Below are 17,201 nucleotides of genomic sequence, written 5' to 3' on the forward strand. Positions count from 1 at the left end.
ATAATAAGGATAAGCTATATATCGTTATTCGAGAAGATTTGGGTAATCACCCCACAAGAGTGAGTCAATGTGAAACTTCTCGAATAATAATAATTCTCGGATAATCGGTATAGCCGCAGACAATGTAGATCTTCTCAAGTCCGGAGATGTCACCTAACATGAGAGCTCCTGAAGCAGGCGGAATGTCCTGGTGAGCAGGACCGGATCTGCATCATTGCTGATGCGGACTGTGATATCCTTCATAGCAACTTCAATCGTATGTGAATTGTCAAGGTACGAGTTTTGCATCTGTGATGCTGTATGCTGTTCCGAAATGTGATCCGGAACAATGCCAATGGGAACCACGTCCTGTTTCGGGCGGGGAACCTCAAGATGACCATAATTCGGTGGTGGGATCTGATCCGCTGCTGCTTTCCGACAGCGGCTGACCCAGTTGTAAAAAGTGCTTACTGCAATGTCGTTCTCACGACACCAGTCAGCATCTGTCATGCCGCTCTGGCGGCATTCATTGATAAGCCTGATCTGTTCCGCCATCGGGACACGGGCTCTGCTAGTACCTGCCATAACCTATCCTCCATAATTGTAGTGAAATAGTCTAAATATCTATCGACTACAATTATAGGCAAAACTTGAGGATCAGGAAATCCGCAGGAATATTTGGCGCTTACGATTTTTTCGCAAAAGTAAAATTTAGCCGTTGGGTAGCCGGCAGTCTACCAGCTATGATATCAGACGCCAGATCATCCTCTGACCTGAAAAGATGATCCATATTCATATAGCGCCGGGATTCCCAATTGGTTGCTGTTACATGATGTAATCTGGCACATACACTGTATGCCGTTAAAGTCAGGTGTTTCAAGGGATTTCAGAGGGACCCCATTTTATTGACGAACCGACAAATGGACTTAATCCTGTTGGAATTCACGAAATCAGAATGAATATTCTTGCCATCAAGGCCGGAATATTCATATACAATTGTAAATGACAATTCAGAAGTATCAGCGTGATCCTAATCGGAATACTGCTAATACTCACAGGTATATTACTTTTTCTTATTTATGAAATGGGGTATATCACCATCAAGATAATTATTTGAGGAGAGAAGAAAAAGATGATCTATAAAATGTAGCAGTTTCACGATATTGCTCCGAGCATCAGCAGCTTACGCATAAAATACAATATTCCATATTAGGTGGAGAACTTCATGCTGGAGAAATACTTCCGTCTGCACATGAAATGGTGAAGATGTTGGACATTAACCCGAATACTGTTTTAAAGTCTAAAAATATAATATAAAAAGAAGAATTCATGATTTCTTCAAGGGGCATAAATACAGTGTTACCAAAGATCGTGATTACATCCAACACAAAAAGCAAGAGACTATTAAAGTACTTTGCTGCTCATATTTGAGTAAAATGTTTGAGTTGGGATTTGATAAAGCAGAGGCTATTCAATATTTGCAAGAGTATTGCTAAGAACTCAAGTGGCATGATTAAAATAAGTGGAAACTTTCAAAAATGCACAATTATTTGATAGTAATTGTGAGGAAATGTAAAATGAGCTAGGGGCGAATTTTGAGAAAAAATATGACCTTAGCTCATTTTAGTGAAATACAAATTGTGTTCCCTCCTTGCTGTTCCCATTTTAACATTTGAAAAGTAAAACAGCTTGTAAAATATCTTCATTTTTTGTGCACTGGATAATCACAAAATTGAGATTCTTTCTTTTTTTTCCATACCCAGGAAAAGTCTGTGGTACAATATTGAAGAGTATCATTACTATACAGGGATATCTTTGTGAGAATCTGTATCGGAGGAATTAGGATATGCAGAATATATTAGTTGTGGAAGATGATTATGATTTGAATCAGGCGATCTGTTATTCTTTGAAAAAGTCAGGATATGGAGTTTATGGTGTGACTTTTATGGAGAAAGGAAAGCAGATTTTTATTGAGAATCAGATAGATATGGTTCTTCTGGATGTGAATCTTCCAGATGGCGAGGGCTTCTCTTTTTGCCAGTGGGTAAAAAAGCAAAGAGAAGTTCCGGTCATTTACCTGACAGCCAGGGATATGGAGGAGGATGCTCTGGCAGGATATGAATCCGGGGCAGAAGATTACGTTACAAAACCATTTTCAATGAAGATTTTACTTAGAAAAATAGAAGTCATTTTAAAAAGAACTGCTTCGGTCAATCGTCTGATTTTTGCAGATGAGTATTTATATATAGATTTGGATCATGCACGAGTAACGGTAAAAGGTCAGGAATGCCCCGTCACACCGACAGAGTGCCGTCTGCTTCGTCAATTTCTTATGAACCGGGGACAGCTTCTGACTTATGATCTGTTATTGGAGCGGCTGTGGGACAGTGGAGGACAGTTTGTGGACAAGCACGCACTGGCAGTAAATGTGAATCGTCTGAGAGGAAAGATTGAAGATAAGAATCACAGGTATATTTCAAATGTATATGGGATGGGATATCAATGGATTGGCTGATGTGTATCATGATGATAATTTTATTTGCAGCAGTACTGGTATTGTTATGGAAAAACTACCGGATAAAAAAAGAAGCGAAGTTGTTTGCTGAAAAGGTGGAAGATGCTCTGGATGCTATCGTAACAGGAAAAGAATGGAATATGGAAGAAGAATTGGAGGATAGCCTCTGGGGAAGAACAGGAACACAATTAGCGAAAGCCGGGCACGTATTTCGGAAAAAAGAAGAAGACGGTTTTCGTGAGAAAGAAAGAGTAAAGGGATTGATTTCTGATATATCCCATCAGACAAGGACGCCCATTGCCAATATAAAACTATACCTGGAACTCCTTGAGGACGAGGAGTTTTCGCAAAACGGTCAGGAGTTTTTGGGAAAAATCAAAGGACAGATGGAAAAAATTGATTTTTTAATGCAGAGCATGGTAAAAATGTCAAGGCTTGAAACGGGAATTCTGCAAATACATAAGGAAGACCAAAATCTATACGAAACAATTCGCCACGCAGTTGCCGATGTGGTTCCGGAGGCGGCGTTGAAGGGGATTGATCTATATGTGAACTGCGAAGAAAACATGATGATTCGTCATGACAGCAAATGGACGGAGGAAGCAATTTATAATATTCTGGATAATGCACTCAAGTATACCGAACCCGGTGGAAAGATCCATATTCAGACAGAAAGACAGGAATTATTTTTTAAGATCAGTATTTCCGATACTGGAAAAGGGATTGCCCCGGAGAGGCAGGCAGAGATCTTTACAAGATTTTACCGTGAGCCGGAGGTTCATGATAAACCAGGGGTTGGGATCGGATTATATCTTGCAAGAACAATCATGGAGCTTCAGAAGGGCTACATAGAAGTACAGTCTGAAATGGGAAAAGGAGCGTGTTTTCGCCTGTATTTTCCAGTGAATGAATCGTAACATAACCGATCGGGGATTGTCACAATCTTGTGATAATTGAAAATTGAGACAGGTTTGTGATTTTTAGGAGATATTCTATAGAGTATCAAAAGAAGGAGGCAAACCAATGAAAGAATACATTGTAGAGACAAGAAGCTTAAAAAAATACTATCAAATGGGTGAAAATACGGTAAAGGCATTGGATGGCGTAGATTTTCGTGTGAAAGATCAGGAATTCGTTGCGATTATCGGAAAAAGCGGATCCGGGAAAAGTACACTTTTGCATATGCTGGGTGGACTGGATGTGCCAACAGAAGGGGAGGTGTTGGTAGAGGGTAAGTGCCTTCTGGGTCTGAAAAAAGAACAGCTTGCCATATTCCGCAGAAGAAAGATCGGGTTTATTTTTCAAAATTATAATCTTGTCCCGGATCTTAATGTATATGAGAATGTTATTCTTCCGGTGGAACTGGATGGGAGAAAGGTTGATGTGGAGTATGTGGATGGGATACTCGAACTGTTAGGGTTGTCAGAGAAGAGGGAAGCTCTTCCTGGAACATTATCTGGTGGACAGCAGCAGAGGGCTGCGATTGCCAGGGCGCTTGCGGCGAAGCCCGCCATTATTCTGGCTGATGAACCGACGGGAAATCTGGATTCGGTTACCAGCCATGATGTACTTGGACTTTTGAAAATGGCAGCAAGACAGTTCAGCCAGACATTGATCCTGATCACGCATGACAGAGACATTGCACAGCTTGCAGATCGTATCGTACATATTGAGGACGGAAAGATTGTAGGAGATACCAGGAAGGGAAGTGATTCCTATGCTTAAGAATCCGAATCAGAAAGTGATCAAGAGGATGGCACGGAATGCTTTAAAAGTAAACAGGAGAAAGACCATTACTTTGTTCCTTGCGGTTCTTCTTTCTTCCTTTTTGGTATTCACAATATTCACAGTTGGAGATTCTTATTTTAGACTTCAGAAAATTCAGAACATCCGTATGTCAGGAGCTGAATTTGATGCAATCATGTATGGGGTGACGGATGAACAGAAGCAAATGTGTGAGAACAACCCGGATATCGTTCTGACAGGTGCGGTGGGAGTCTGTGGATGGGTAGAAAAAACAGATCAGGATTCCACACCTAATGTGGGACTGATCTGGGCAGATGATGGATATTGGACACAGATGATGGAGCCGGTCAGAGAAAAGCTGGAAGGAAGCTATCCGACAGCTTTGGATGAGATAATGGTAACAAAATCTGCTTTAAAAGAATGTGGTTACGAAAATCTTGATGTCGGCGATACCCTTGCTATGTCTTATGGAACACATGAGGGAATCTTTACAGGGACTTTTCGAATCTGTGGAATCTGGGACGGATATGGACCCAAGAAACAGTTTTATGTCTCGAAAGAATTCTATGATCAATCGGGATGGAAGCTTTCTCAGGCAGCTTCCGGTCGTTACTTTATGGATTTTAAGCAAAAAATAATGACAAAAACAGAGCAGAATGCTTTTATCGAAAGTATGAACCTTGGAAAGCAGCAGAATCTTTTCTTCATGGAAGATCTTGGCGCATCGGTTCAGATCTTGGCAGGCCTTATTGGCTTGATTGCGGTTACCTGTTTGTGTGCGTATCTGCTTATTTATAATATTATGTATCTTTCCGTAGCTGGAAAAGTTCGTTATTATGGTCTGCTTCAGACGGTCGGAATGACGGAAAAGCAGATAAAAAGGATGATGAAGGAACAGATGCTTCTGATAGGATCTGCAGGGACAGTACTTGGATGCCTGGCAGGTGGGCTGGTATCCTTTTTCCTGATTCCTGTTGTAGTTAAATCACTTGGAATCAAAAGTGGTTATGTTGGAGCAGATATGATTCGTTTTCATCCGGCAGTTCTGCTGGCAACCATCTTACTGGTTGGAGTTACCATCTTTCTGGCCAGCCAAAAACCGGCAAAAATGGCAGCAGATATCTCTCCAATAGAAGCGCTTGGTTATCGTCCGACCCATAAAACCGTAAAAGAAAGAAAAGCAGGAAAGGGGAAAGTAATAGCAAGACTTTCTATGGAGCAGTTTACAAAGGATAAGAAAAGAACTGCGGTGGTACTGTTGTCTTTGGCAGCCAGTCTGTCTGTGTACCTTTGTATTGTGACCATGCTGGACAGTCAGGCAGCAAGAACCATAGTGTCAAATTATATGGATACGGATATGGTCATTCAAAATGATACGGCATGCAAAGAAAAATCAGAAGACAGAAGAGACGTTCTGGATGAATCTCTCGTGAAGTCGATCAAAGAAAATGCTGGAGTCTCTGAAGTACATTCTATGATATTTGCCGAGATTACAGTTCCATGGGAACCGGATTTTGCTGAGATGTGGATGAAAGAATTTTATGCAAAGTGGATGAGCATTCCATATGGTAAGGAAAAGGACGAGTATCAGAATCATCCTGAGAATTTTGGATCCTCTCTGATTGGAATTGATGAACAGGAATTTGATTATTTAAATAACAGTCTTGAGCATCCGATCAATAAAGGGGACTTCCTTTCGGGAAAAGCATGTATTGTTTATCGAAATGGTTTGGATCTCGCAGATGATGATATCATAGGAAAAAATGTGACATGTGCTTTGTATGAAGATCAACAAACGACAAAAACCTTTACCATAGAAGGAGTTACGGACGAGAATTATTATACGGCACTCCTTGGATACCCACCGACGATTATAGCCAGTGATCAGGTGGTGAAAACATTTGCCAATCATCCAATTACACTTAAGACCAGCATAAAATATCACAAAGAATATGATAGAGATACAGAGCAACAAATCCTGGCGTTATTAGAAAAAAATGACAATGCAAAAGACTTTTCCTGGGAATCCAAAATCGAAGATGCAGATGAGATTGAAAAAGCACAGGGCAATATGCCGCAACTGGGAATCGGGATTGTGTTGATTCTGGCTTTTATCGGAATCATGAACTACATGAACACCTTTGTAGTAAATGTGCAGAGCCGGATGACGGAGCTTTCGGTTATGGAGAGTATCGGGATGACCCCGAAGCAGCTTCTTGGAATGCTGGTCAGGGAAGGAGTTTTCTATGCAGGCGGCGCATGGCTTGTTACGCTAACAGTAGGAATGGGAGTAACGTATCTTCTTTATGAATCAATGAATTATCGGGGGATTGCGTTTTCAGTGCCATTACTTCCACTTTTATTTGCAGTGGGAATCAGTTTGCTGGTTTGTACTATGGTTCCAGTCCTTTCCTGGATTATTTTGGAAAAGAATGGAACTGTTGTCGAAAGAATTAAGGGAGTTGAGTGATTTCAGAAAATCAAATCATCTGCTGATACATGATACCAATGACTTCATGTATCAGCAGTTTTTTTATTGTCGTAACAGTGGCATATTTTCATGGTACACTGGATAGGTAAAAAGAAACTAAACAAAAAGAAAAATACTAAATCATTTTGGAATGTGTATTTCGTTATATATTTATAAGGGGACGCCCTTAGGAGGAATGATTTTGACGCGCGAAGATGAATTAATAAAAAGAATGGAGCAGGGAGATCGTAGTGCAGCAGACGAATTGATCGGGATATATTATCCTGAAATTTTGCGTTATTGTCTCTGGCACGCTCCAAACCGTTCTCTTGCCGAGGATGCAACACAGGAAACATTTTTAAAGGTAATACGCTATTTTGACCGGTATACTCATCAAGGCAGATTCAAGCCATTTTTATATCAAATAGCTGCAAATACCTGCATTGATATGCAGCGAAAGAATCGTTGCCAGGATATATCATTAGAAGAGGTAACCATCGAATCGGCGTATTTGGAACCGGGTTTTGAGAACATTCAATCGGATATGGTATTAAAACAGCTTGTAAAGAATTTACCAACAGACTTGCAGGAAATTGTCATTTTACGATTTGGACAGGATCTGACACTGCGTGAAATTGCACAAGTGGTAGATATGCCATTGCGGACAGTACAATCCAGATTACGTTCTGCCTTGAAAAAAATAAAAAAGGAAATCGAGGAAGGAGGATTATTGTGAAAGAACAGGATTTTGAAAAGAAATTAAAACGGGCATTACATCAACCTTATACTATAGCAAATGAGAAACATTTCGAAAATACAATTTTGCTTGTAAAGGAGGAAGCCTGTCAGAAGAAAAAAAGAGAGCGTATTTCATTTTCACGCTTTCTGATTATGCAGACAAAGTATATTGGCTGGAAGATCTGGAGCATACAAGGGATATTCTTATTGTTTATCAGTTACCTGCTTACCTGCTTTTATGATTACAGGGAAAGTCCCCAGTTTGTGGCAAAGCTGCTGTTTTGTTTCTCTATTCTGCTTTTTATGATTGCCTTACCATTTATCTATCGTTCTGTCCATTATCAAATGCAGGAAATTGAAGCGGCAACCCGGTTTTCCTCCGTAAAATTGCTTATGGCAAAACTGATTATAATTGGCATTGGGGATGTTTTTATGATGAGCGGGATTTTCTTTACTACAATCGTAAAAACCTCGTTACAGGCAGACTGTATAATCCTCTATTTATGTTTCCCATTTCTTTTGGTAAGCAGTGGTTGTCTGTTTATGCTTGGACATTTTACGCCAAAGCATTTCTTGACAGGCAGTATAGGATTGTGCTTATTTTTTATGATAATTATTCCAGGCATCCTCGGTCAGTATGAAGTTTTATTTCAGCAGTCTTTTTCTGTAAGATGGCTGGTAATATGTGTGCTGCTCGTTTCTTTTTGTATACAGCAGTTTCACTATATCATCTATCATTCGTCCTACACGGAAATGCAGATTGCCTGATAGGGCAGAAAGGAAAGGTATATGGAGTTATATATAGAACATATTTCAAAACAATTTAAGGACATCACAGCGGTGGACGATGTTTCCCTGCATATTACACCAGGTGTATGGGGATTGTTAGGGGCCAATGGTGCAGGAAAAACAACCCTGATGCGTATGATTGCAGGTATTATGAAACCATCGGCTGGGAAAATCCTGTATGATGGCATTCCAATCAGTCATTTAAAAGAAAAATATCGTGACGTGTTTGGCTATCTTCCGCAGGAATTTGGGTTTTATCCGGAATTTACGGTAAAAGATTATCTGGAATATGTATCGGTTCTAAAGGGACTTAACACAAAGGAAAGCAAACGTAAGATCAATGAACTTATGGAACAACTGACATTGTCTCATGTCAGAAATAAAAAAATAGCAAAACTGTCTGGTGGAATGAAACGCCGGGTAGGAATTGCACAGGCTCTATTAAATGATCCAGAGGTTTTAATATTGGATGAGCCGACAAGTGGGCTTGACCCTGGAGAACGGGTGCGTTTTCGGAACTTACTTTCTGAATTTGCACATGACCGAATTGTCCTGATCTCAACTCATATTGTTCCAGATGTGGAATATATTGCTACCCAAAATGCGGTTATGAAAGATGGAAGACTTCTTGCGAAAGGAACTACGGAAGAACTGGTAAAAATGATTGACGGAAAGGTGTGGACTGCTCTTATTCCGATGGATTGTTTGCCAGAATATGAGCATAAACTCCAAATTGTAAATCTACGTAATGAAGAGAACAATCAGATATCTATCCGTTATCTTGCAGAAGAACCATATACTGATAATTCCCAGCCAGCAACGCCGCACCTGGAGGATTTGTATTTATGGATGTTTCCCCAGGAAACATCTGATAGGAGGTGACATCTATGCGTTTATTGAGACTTGAAATGAAACGAGTATTAAAAACAAGATCAACAATGATACTGTTATTTCTGGCTTTATTACTTTCTTTTCTTATGGCCTGGCTTCCCGTTACATTTTGCCAAAACAGTTATACGGATGAAAATGGAAATACTGTAAAACTGAGTGGGTTGAAGTCTATTCAATACGAGAAAGAACTGCAGGAAGATGTGGCTGGTATGGTTACCTCGGAAAAAGTAAGGCAGGCGGTTGAAAACTATCAGTCCTGTTTGAAAAAATATGGTGTGGAAGAGTCTTACAATCTGCCGGAAGGAGTATATCAATCGGAAATCCTACCGTATGCCCCGCTTTTACATGGTGTAAAAGAAGCTTTTGCAGATCCCGATACGGGGATTGCTTCATCTATTATGGAAATTGATCCAGAGGAAATCAACAATTATTATGATGTATGTGAAGAACGCATTATCTCGTTAATGAAGATGGAACAACAGAAGTATCCTGCGGCACAAAAAACTGCGGTAACTATGTATGATAAGGTAAAAAAGCCATATCAGATTTATCCGGGGTATAATACGGATGCCATGGATTACCAAATGCTCCTTGCCTTTGTGATTGTTCTTCTTTGTACAGTCATTGCAGCGCCGGTATTTACTTCTGATTATCAGACTGGAGCAGATGATATCTTGCGATGTACGAAATATGGAAACGTGAAATTTGCCATTACAAAAATAATATCTGCGTTTTTGATTTGTGGAATTACTTATTCCCTTTGCGCTGTGATCTATATTCTTGTATCAAATAACTTTTTCGGTTGGGAATGTACGAAATCATCCATACAGATGCTGTTCTCTATCGTAAACCTGCCTGACATGAATATCGGGCAGATGCAATATTATATCGCCATTACCGGACTGCTTTGTATACTGGCAACGATTAGTTTTACTTTGTACCTTTCTTCAAAATTCAAAAATATAGTGGCGTCCCTGTCGACTGCGCTGTTATTCTGTGTGCTGCCGATAATTATCTATATGGCACTCCCGGCAGAAATTGGAAACTGGATTTATCCGGTTTTGCCAGCAAGCGGTGTTGGATTACAGACAAGTATTTTATATGCGGTGATAGATTTTAATTTTTGGAATATTGGCAATATGGCTGTTTGGCTTCCTTGTGTGATGGTCGCTGCAAATTTAATTGAAATTCCATTATTTGCATTTTTAACAGTACATTCTTATTCAAAGCATAAAGTAAATTAGAAACAGTAAAGATGGTGGGGACGGTCTATGGTTAGCGCATTGTTAATCATTGACAGTCCCGTCTGTCTTCCCTTATAGAAAGCGCCTACTTTTCTATTTGCTATAACTGAACTGTATCATGAGCAGTTTCTTGTTTCGTTTGCCTTGAACTGTCTAATAGAGATTGAAAAGTTGCTTGGATGATATTTAGTGTTTTTTGTCTTTTAAGAAGATTTTGCTTTTCCTTTACGACTACTGAATGTTCTTTTTCCAGGTTTTCTATTTTTACATGTTGTCGTTCTGGAGATGGGATTTTGGTAATGCCTAGATCCAGTAGCTGTTTTTTTAAAGTATCGTGAAGCTGATATTCTGCCAGATGGTTTATCTTATATGATTTTGGGTCAGGTGCAGATTTCCCGTTTTCGATAATTTTTCGACAGATACGATAAGAATCACAATGCTTTTGAATGATTTTTTCTTTAGATATTTCGTCAGTCAAATCTGCAAGGTGCTGTTCTGTTGTATGGATAGCATCTTCAATATCGGTGATATGCTGTTGAAAGTCTTCGTAGTTTAAAAGATTATTTTCTGATAAATAGTTGAAGGTTCGGGCTGCTTCTTTCAGATTATTGAGTTGTGCCCACCGTTCAAATCCGGCACGATTGCCGGTGCTCACGTAAGCAGAGATATTGATAAAAAGCCGTACTTCTCTGGAGACGTTACGTGGAGATTTTGTTTTATGCCGGTTTTTCTCAAGGCGGAGTAATACATTTTCTTCTGTGTAATAGCTACCCAGAGATTTCATATTTGTAAAGTTTTTTTGCTCCGGTGCCCGGAAAGCCAGGTTCTTTCCCTGACGGATCTCATATCCGGCAAGCTTCATTTTTTGAAGAAACTCATCATAGTTGATGGATGACCAGATCGCTTTATCTACAGCGACTTTTAGTTTTGCTTTCCAGCTGTTTCCACGATGGTATTCCATATTTTCTTTATAAGATTTCCCTTTTTCGCCGGTTGGCATACTGGTGGCCAGACCGTTTTCCTGGCAAATACGGTTGCTGATCCGGCAGATTTTATGATAACTGCGTTTATTGGAGACATATTTATGGTGGTCAACAAAGCTGGTAGCATTAAAAATGATATGGTTATGAATATGGTTCTGGTCAACATGGGTACTGATGACATATTCATATTTCCCTTTTAGTACTTCGTCAGCAAATTCTTTGCCGAGCTTATGTGCGGTTTCAGCGTCAACCTCTCCAGGCTTAAAAGATTGAATTAAATGAAATGCCAGATTGTTACCTTTGTCCATCACGTTCTTTTTACCTTCTTCTCTGGTGAAAGCAAATTCCTGATCAGCAGATTCAGGGGAACAGGCGAAACTGGAAATCAATAATTTCTCTTCGGTTTTGTCCGGATTCATAATATAGTCCAGTGCTTTTTTGTCAGTTACTTTAATGGGGAAGATTTTAATATATGCCATATCTCGTTTACCATCCTTTTCAATTCTTCCATTTCTTCCGGGTACAACTCACCAGTGGTGTTTACCTTTTTTGCAATTTGATTGATATTTACACCGATTTTGTGCATCTCTTCATACACCTGCTTGATCGGGGTTGTGTCAGTGTTGATGATATAGCCGTCGATAGCCATTTTTCTAAGGTAGGCGCCCATGTTTCTGGTCTTTGACAGAATCATCTTTTGGCGGATCAGCTTCTTTTCCTCTGGAGTAACACAAAATAATATTTGGATGTTTCTTTTTCTGTTTGACATGTTCATTCTCTCCTTCCGTACGTAATTCGGTTTCGGGGTGCTTTGGGGTTTTCAATTTAGGGCAGGGTTCCCTAAATTGCCATTTTTGCGGAAGTGTATATACACTTCCTGTCCTTGCTGTTATACCCTCTAATAGATAAATTCAGAGAGAAAAGAAAAATGCAAAAGAATTTGAGAAACTGAACAGGTAGTGCAGATCATGAAAATGTGGTATGATTATTGTCAAGATACGAGAACATCCAGGGGTGTGAATAGATTGTGGATAGAGAAGAAATCTTTGAATATGTAAAGAAGCAGTATGGAACAATACCGGAATATTTGTGGAGCAGTTCTCCAGATAGTGCAGTACTTCGCCACCAAAATGGAAAATGGTATGCGGTGATCATGAATGTCGAAAAATCCAAACTTGGTTTGAATGGAGACGGTACCGTGGAAATTATAGATGTGAAATGTGATCCGGAAATGACAGGAATGATTATCCAGACCTATGGTTTTCTGCCGGGCTATCACATGAATAAGAAGCATTGGATTACGATTTTGTTGGATGGAACAGTAGGAGAATCGAAAATATTGGATTTTCTGGATATGAGTTATGATCTGATTGATGGATTGCGGAAATGATAAGAAGATTTGAAAATAAGGATTTGGATCAGGTAATGTCCATATGGCTTCAGGTCAATATGGAGTCACATTCTTTTATAGGGGCAGATTATTGGAAAGATAATTATGAAATGGTGAAAGACATGATACCGAAAGCTGAAGTATTAGTGTCAGAAGAAAATGGACAGATCAGAGGATTTATCGGTTTGATTGATACCTATATTGCAGGGATTTTTGTAAGAGCAGCGGAACAATCGAAAGGTGTCGGGACGGGGATGCTTCATACCGTTATGAAGTCACGAGATAATTTGCGGTTGAATGTTTATAAGAAGAATATGAGAGCAGTGTCATTTTACCAGCATTATGGATTCCAAATTATTAATCAGGGAATAGATGAGAGTACATCAGAAGAAGAATATACGATGGAATGGCATCGTTAGGTTGGAGGGAAAAATGAAAACGGTAATTGTTTATGCATCCGTGCATCATGGAAATACAAAGAAGGTAGTGAAGAAAATTGCAGAAGAGTGTGGCGTTGACCTGATAAACGCTGCGCATCAATCAAAAGCAGATTTATCGGAATATGATAGGATTGGTTTGGCATCCGGCATATACTTTTCAAAGTTTCATCAGACGATATTGAAATTTGCTTCGGAAAATCTGCCGGAGGATAAAAAGGTATTTTTGATCTGTACTTATGGTGGGAGTGCAAATTATAAGTCGCTTGAAGATATTTTGAAAGAAAAACGTGCCAGTGTAATTGGAAAATTCGGCTGTAAAGGATATGATACATTCGGACCGTTTAAATTGGTTGGTGGCATAGCGAAAGGACATCCGGATATAAAAGATGTGGAAGATGCGGTATGCTTTGTAAAAGGGTTGCAGGAATAATGAATACTTGTACAAGACAGTAATAAATCAGATTTGTGGAGAAAAGTGTATGAGATTGAAATTAGTAAGGCCAACAATTGAATATGCAGATCAAGTTATGCAATATAAAGCGGCTATGATTAAAAATGGCGATAGTCTTGATGGGTGCGCAGGTCTTGAAGATGTAAATAGTTTTTCTGAGTGGATTGAATTTGAAAGTAGATTGAAAAAGAAATATAGGAAAGGATACGTTCCTTCTGAGGTGTTTTTAGCAGTTCGGGTTGATGATGAAAAAGTTGTCGGAATCATTGATTACCGTCATCCATTGTCACAGTTTCTCTTTCAATATGGCGGGAACATTGGTTATAGCATTTTGCCGTCCGAACGACGGAAAGGATATGCTATTGAAATGCTAAACTTGCTGTTACCAGTTTGTAGAGAATTTGGAGAAAAAAGAGTTTTGCTCACATGTGATAAAACGAATGAGGCTTCAAGAAAAACAATAATAACAAATGGCGGAGTTTTGGAAAATGAAGTGCCTGATGATGTTGGACTTAGCGAGAGCGGAATCATTCAACGATATTGGATAGCACTTTAAATCAGTATTTGGAGAACTTAAATATGCTTATTAGAGAATATCAGTCATCTGACTGTGACAAAATGGCAGAGCTTTTTTATAACACAGTTCACACAATAAATGCGAAAGATTATTCAAAAGAGCAATTAGATGTATGGGCGACAGGACAAATAGATTTGAAAAATTGGGACCAGTCATTTCAAGAGCATTATAGCGTGGTTGCGGTTAATGACGGAATTATCGTAGGATTTGGAGATATTGATCGCAAAGGTTATCTTGATCGACTGTTTGTCCATACAGATTATCAGAGAAAAGGGATTGCTTCTGATATTTGTAATTGTCTGGAACAAGCAGTTCAGGGAAATATTGTTACCCATGCTTCTATTACAGCGAGACCATTTTTTGAAAGAAGAGGATATAAAGTTGTAAAAGAGCAACAGGTAGAACGACAAGGAATTTTTCTTACAAACTATGTTATGATAAAGGAGAGATAACTTCCAGTTGTGTATCCAGCTAAGCAGGTTTGGAGTTTTAGTAATATTGGTATGTGTCGTAAACAAAAAATGGGCATTAGTCAGAAAGAAGGAATGTTATGTACTATGATATTACAAATCCGAATACATCATATTATTGGTTACATAGAGTATTACAGATAAAAATGCATGAATTTATAGAAAAATATATCATAGAATGTCATAACGATTTTGATACATTCTATGAGAAATACCGTTCCATAATAGATAAGATAGATATAGAAAACATGGAGATTGTGGCATTTCAAGTGACTAGCTGTAGTGATGAGTGTGCTGAAATAAAGAAATATGGATTACATAACTTGCAGTGGGTATTGAGTAATGACACCAATCTAAACAGATTTCTAAAAAATAACAGTATAAGTTTCGATATTAAGAGTAAGATGATGTATATAGGTGATATTGCCTATGATGTAAATTATGAAAAATATAATGGTTTAGATGTGATTTCAAAAAGAAATGAGCAGTTGCATAAGATTGGACATAAAATATATTATGATTTTCAGATCAATGCATTTCTGTTTTGTAAAGATATTTATGATTACTCAACCATTCATGAAGCACCGGAATTTCTCTACACGCTATCACTCTTGAACGAGGCAACAAAGGGAATTGATATGAAATGGAAAAACATGTGTAAACCGTATGTTGTTAAATTTAGAAGTAAGTTAAAAGATTTTGCTTATTTTACATTTTATGGCAATGAAAGCGAATATAAAAGAGACAGTCAGGATAATTGGTCTGGGTTGAGGAGACTGCTAATATCAAGAGCAGTTGAAAGTGCATTTAGTGATTCGGCATCACAAATCTTTGCATATATGAAACCACATACAGTAATTGCACCTGAAAACATTATTGAATATGTACCTGCCGAGAAATGGAGGAAAGATGTACTTAAATACTTTGGGGAAGAATGAGATGTATATATCAGCTGCTGAAATATTGGAAACTGATATGGAAGTTGTAAAAAAGTTTGTAATAGAAAATGCAGATGAAATTGTAGATTATCATTATGATGAACATAACATCGAGCAGATGAATTTGGACAGCCTTATAAATGGCAATGAAACTAAAAGAATTGATTCTTTAATTGTAAATCATATTACACCTAGAGAGAGCAAAGAAAGTATTTGGCAGGAAGGTTTGCTGACTTTGTCTCATGCATTAACAAGAAAAACTGCTTTATCTGATTACTTAAAAGAACTGGGGTTTACGTTTTCGTTTGATGAAAAACAGATTGTTATGAGCATGAATGATAAAATTGTTGAAGTGGAAAATAAGTTGGGAACAAACTTAAAAATGCGGCTTGGTGGTGAGAAAACACTAAACGATTATAATGTTAATGGATATCTCTTTGTGGATGAATTTGAAGAAGAAGCAGTAAGGGGATGGCTGGGGTCACCAGAATTCTTGAAGAGTTTAGCAATCTATTACAACAAGAATAGTATTGCAGATAATTATGCTGATAAATGTAATAATTACTATGTTTCTTTTGAAGTGCCATTGGATAAGGTGGATATAGAAGGATTTTCTGACAAAATAGATGCAGAAAGAAAGACAGGTATATTGTTGAAATATACAATCAATGCACTGGCATATACTGAAATGAGAAGAAAACCATTTCTTTCAATGTATAATCCGATTATCTTTTTAAAAAGAGATTACAACGTACCAAAAGAAGATATCCGAAAAATATGGAGACTTCAGCGTATGCAAAGAAAGTGGATACCTGTAGAAATTGATGAAGTGTAAATCAGCAATGAGTCACATTATAAATGGCATACAGAAGATATATCTAGAAAACCGACCAATATATAGTGGTTCGAGGGGTATCGGTACTTTTGGCCGGAAAATGTGGCCCAGATGACCGCAAAAACTGGCCATATGCAAGTTCAGTAAAGAAGGATGCCTGATTCCAATTTTATTTGTTTGGGAGGACGGCAGAAAGTACAAGATTGACATGATACTCAAGATTGAGCGATGTACCAGCAGGAAAGCAGGTGGTGTTGGTACGATGTACACCTGTATGGTACAGGGTAAAGAAAGCCATTTGTTTTTTGAAGTAGATAAATGGTTCATGGAAAGGAAGATTTCATAATAAAAAAGAAGAATATTAACCGGCGGAGATAGTCACTTTCCCTTTATATTTCGTTAGCTTTACATAAGGATCTGTATTCTGGTATTCTGATCAGCCGATGCTCTTCATAAAATTCATTTGGAATATAAATCCTACAAAGAGTAATTTAGATTGCGTTCCACCAGAATTATAAGGAAGGCGAACTGATCTGCAAGACCTTCCAGTTATTGCGATTGTTGAAAACGAGAAAAAAAGAGTTATGACAATATGGTTTTGATTAATAATTATTCTCATATTTTTGGAACCATGGTTCCATTATATGAGAATAATTTGCAAAAAATATCATTTCAAAAGCTTTGAGTTTTTATTCAAGAACAATCTTTTCGTTGATATATACAGGCACCATCAATTGGTCTGCTT

At 38.4% G+C, this 17,201-nt stretch carries 19 protein-coding genes; 16 read left to right on the forward strand and 3 right to left on the reverse strand.

Going from position 1 to position 17,201, the window contains the following annotated elements; genetic code table 11:
* Positions 1-153: 153 nt before the first annotated feature.
* Positions 154-564 carry an IS66 family insertion sequence element accessory protein TnpA gene (gene tnpA, locus ACTNA4_RS00005; protein ID WP_415940200.1) on the reverse strand — a complete coding sequence of 137 codons (411 nt, stop codon included), beginning with the start codon at positions 562-564 and terminating at the stop codon, positions 154-156.
* Positions 565-1,825: 1,261 nt separating this feature from the next.
* Between tnpA and ACTNA4_RS00010 the strand changes: the two genes are divergently transcribed.
* The 8 genes from ACTNA4_RS00010 to ACTNA4_RS00045 all read left to right on the forward strand — a co-directional run bounded on the left by ACTNA4_RS00010 (position 1,826) and on the right by ACTNA4_RS00045 (position 10,372).
* A complete protein-coding gene (locus ACTNA4_RS00010) occupies positions 1,826-2,494 on the forward strand; it encodes a response regulator transcription factor (RefSeq protein ID WP_441026971.1) in 669 nt (222 codons plus the stop codon).
* Positions 2,482-3,411: a sensor histidine kinase gene (locus ACTNA4_RS00015; RefSeq protein WP_235250923.1), complete on the forward strand. Its 930-nt coding sequence runs from the start codon at positions 2,482-2,484 to the stop codon at positions 3,409-3,411. Before ACTNA4_RS00010 ends, ACTNA4_RS00015 begins: the two co-directional genes overlap by 13 nt.
* A 106-nt stretch (positions 3,412-3,517) precedes the next feature.
* The gene (locus ACTNA4_RS00020; protein WP_441026973.1) at positions 3,518-4,219 is read left to right on the forward strand and encodes an ABC transporter ATP-binding protein; all 702 of its coding nucleotides are present in this window, start codon (positions 3,518-3,520) and stop codon (positions 4,217-4,219) included.
* Positions 4,212-6,710 (forward strand): ABC transporter permease, encoded by a 2,499-nt coding sequence (locus tag ACTNA4_RS00025; protein WP_441026975.1) that lies wholly within the window; start codon positions 4,212-4,214, stop codon positions 6,708-6,710. The genes ACTNA4_RS00020 and ACTNA4_RS00025 overlap by 8 nt, the downstream gene beginning before the upstream one ends.
* Before the next feature lie 196 nt (positions 6,711-6,906).
* Entirely contained in the window at positions 6,907-7,446 is a 540-nt protein-coding gene (locus ACTNA4_RS00030; protein ID WP_441026977.1) for an RNA polymerase sigma factor, read from the forward strand.
* Entirely contained in the window at positions 7,443-8,216 is a 774-nt protein-coding gene (locus ACTNA4_RS00035) for a hypothetical protein (protein WP_441026979.1), read from the forward strand. Before ACTNA4_RS00030 ends, ACTNA4_RS00035 begins: the two co-directional genes overlap by 4 nt.
* Before the next feature lie 21 nt (positions 8,217-8,237).
* Positions 8,238-9,119 (forward strand): ABC transporter ATP-binding protein, encoded by an 882-nt coding sequence (locus ACTNA4_RS00040; RefSeq protein ID WP_441026981.1) that lies wholly within the window; start codon positions 8,238-8,240, stop codon positions 9,117-9,119.
* A gap of 5 nt (positions 9,120-9,124) precedes the next feature.
* A complete protein-coding gene (locus tag ACTNA4_RS00045; protein WP_441026983.1) occupies positions 9,125-10,372 on the forward strand; it encodes an ABC transporter permease in 1,248 nt (415 codons plus the stop codon).
* A gap of 100 nt (positions 10,373-10,472) precedes the next feature.
* Here the strand turns inward: ACTNA4_RS00045 and ACTNA4_RS00050 are convergent, their stop codons facing one another.
* Together ACTNA4_RS00050 and ACTNA4_RS00055 are read right to left on the reverse strand one after the other, a co-directional pair.
* Complete coding sequence (locus ACTNA4_RS00050; protein ID WP_441026985.1) at positions 10,473-11,834, reverse strand: relaxase/mobilization nuclease domain-containing protein; 1,362 nt, start codon at positions 11,832-11,834, stop codon at positions 10,473-10,475.
* Entirely contained in the window at positions 11,801-12,124 is a 324-nt protein-coding gene (locus ACTNA4_RS00055; RefSeq protein ID WP_002584953.1) for a MobC family plasmid mobilization relaxosome protein, read from the reverse strand. Before ACTNA4_RS00055 ends, ACTNA4_RS00050 begins: the two co-directional genes overlap by 34 nt.
* A 258-nt stretch (positions 12,125-12,382) precedes the next feature.
* Here ACTNA4_RS00055 and ACTNA4_RS00060 point away from each other — a divergent pair, with 258 nt between their 5' ends.
* The 8 genes from ACTNA4_RS00060 (at position 12,383) to ACTNA4_RS00095 (ending at position 16,802) form a co-directional block, all read left to right on the forward strand.
* Positions 12,383-12,745, forward strand: coding sequence for an MmcQ/YjbR family DNA-binding protein (locus tag ACTNA4_RS00060; RefSeq protein ID WP_441026988.1), 363 nt, complete (start codon positions 12,383-12,385; stop codon positions 12,743-12,745).
* Complete coding sequence (locus ACTNA4_RS00065) at positions 12,742-13,164, forward strand: GNAT family N-acetyltransferase (RefSeq protein WP_441026990.1); 423 nt, start codon at positions 12,742-12,744, stop codon at positions 13,162-13,164. Before ACTNA4_RS00060 ends, ACTNA4_RS00065 begins: the two co-directional genes overlap by 4 nt.
* A 13-nt stretch (positions 13,165-13,177) precedes the next feature.
* Entirely contained in the window at positions 13,178-13,615 is a 438-nt protein-coding gene (locus ACTNA4_RS00070) for a flavodoxin family protein (protein ID WP_441026992.1), read from the forward strand.
* 49 nt (positions 13,616-13,664) lie between these two features.
* Positions 13,665-14,192: a GNAT family N-acetyltransferase gene (locus ACTNA4_RS00075; RefSeq protein WP_441026994.1), complete on the forward strand. Its 528-nt coding sequence runs from the start codon at positions 13,665-13,667 to the stop codon at positions 14,190-14,192.
* 23 nt (positions 14,193-14,215) lie between these two features.
* Entirely contained in the window at positions 14,216-14,665 is a 450-nt protein-coding gene (locus ACTNA4_RS00080; RefSeq protein WP_441026996.1) for a GNAT family N-acetyltransferase, read from the forward strand.
* Positions 14,666-14,763: 98 nt separating this feature from the next.
* Entirely contained in the window at positions 14,764-15,621 is an 858-nt protein-coding gene (locus ACTNA4_RS00085; RefSeq protein WP_441026998.1) for a hypothetical protein, read from the forward strand.
* Entirely contained in the window at positions 15,593-16,456 is an 864-nt protein-coding gene (locus ACTNA4_RS00090; RefSeq protein WP_441027000.1) for a hypothetical protein, read from the forward strand. The genes ACTNA4_RS00085 and ACTNA4_RS00090 overlap by 29 nt, the downstream gene beginning before the upstream one ends.
* A gap of 208 nt (positions 16,457-16,664) precedes the next feature.
* On the forward strand, positions 16,665-16,802 hold the full coding sequence (locus ACTNA4_RS00095; RefSeq protein WP_441027002.1) for a hypothetical protein: 138 nt from the start codon (positions 16,665-16,667) through the stop codon (positions 16,800-16,802).
* Positions 16,803-17,201 lie beyond the last annotated feature (399 nt).

The sequence above is a fragment of the Bariatricus sp. HCP28S3_A7 genome, from assembly GCF_052066375.1.
Classification (GTDB): domain Bacteria; phylum Bacillota; class Clostridia; order Lachnospirales; family Lachnospiraceae; genus Allocoprococcus.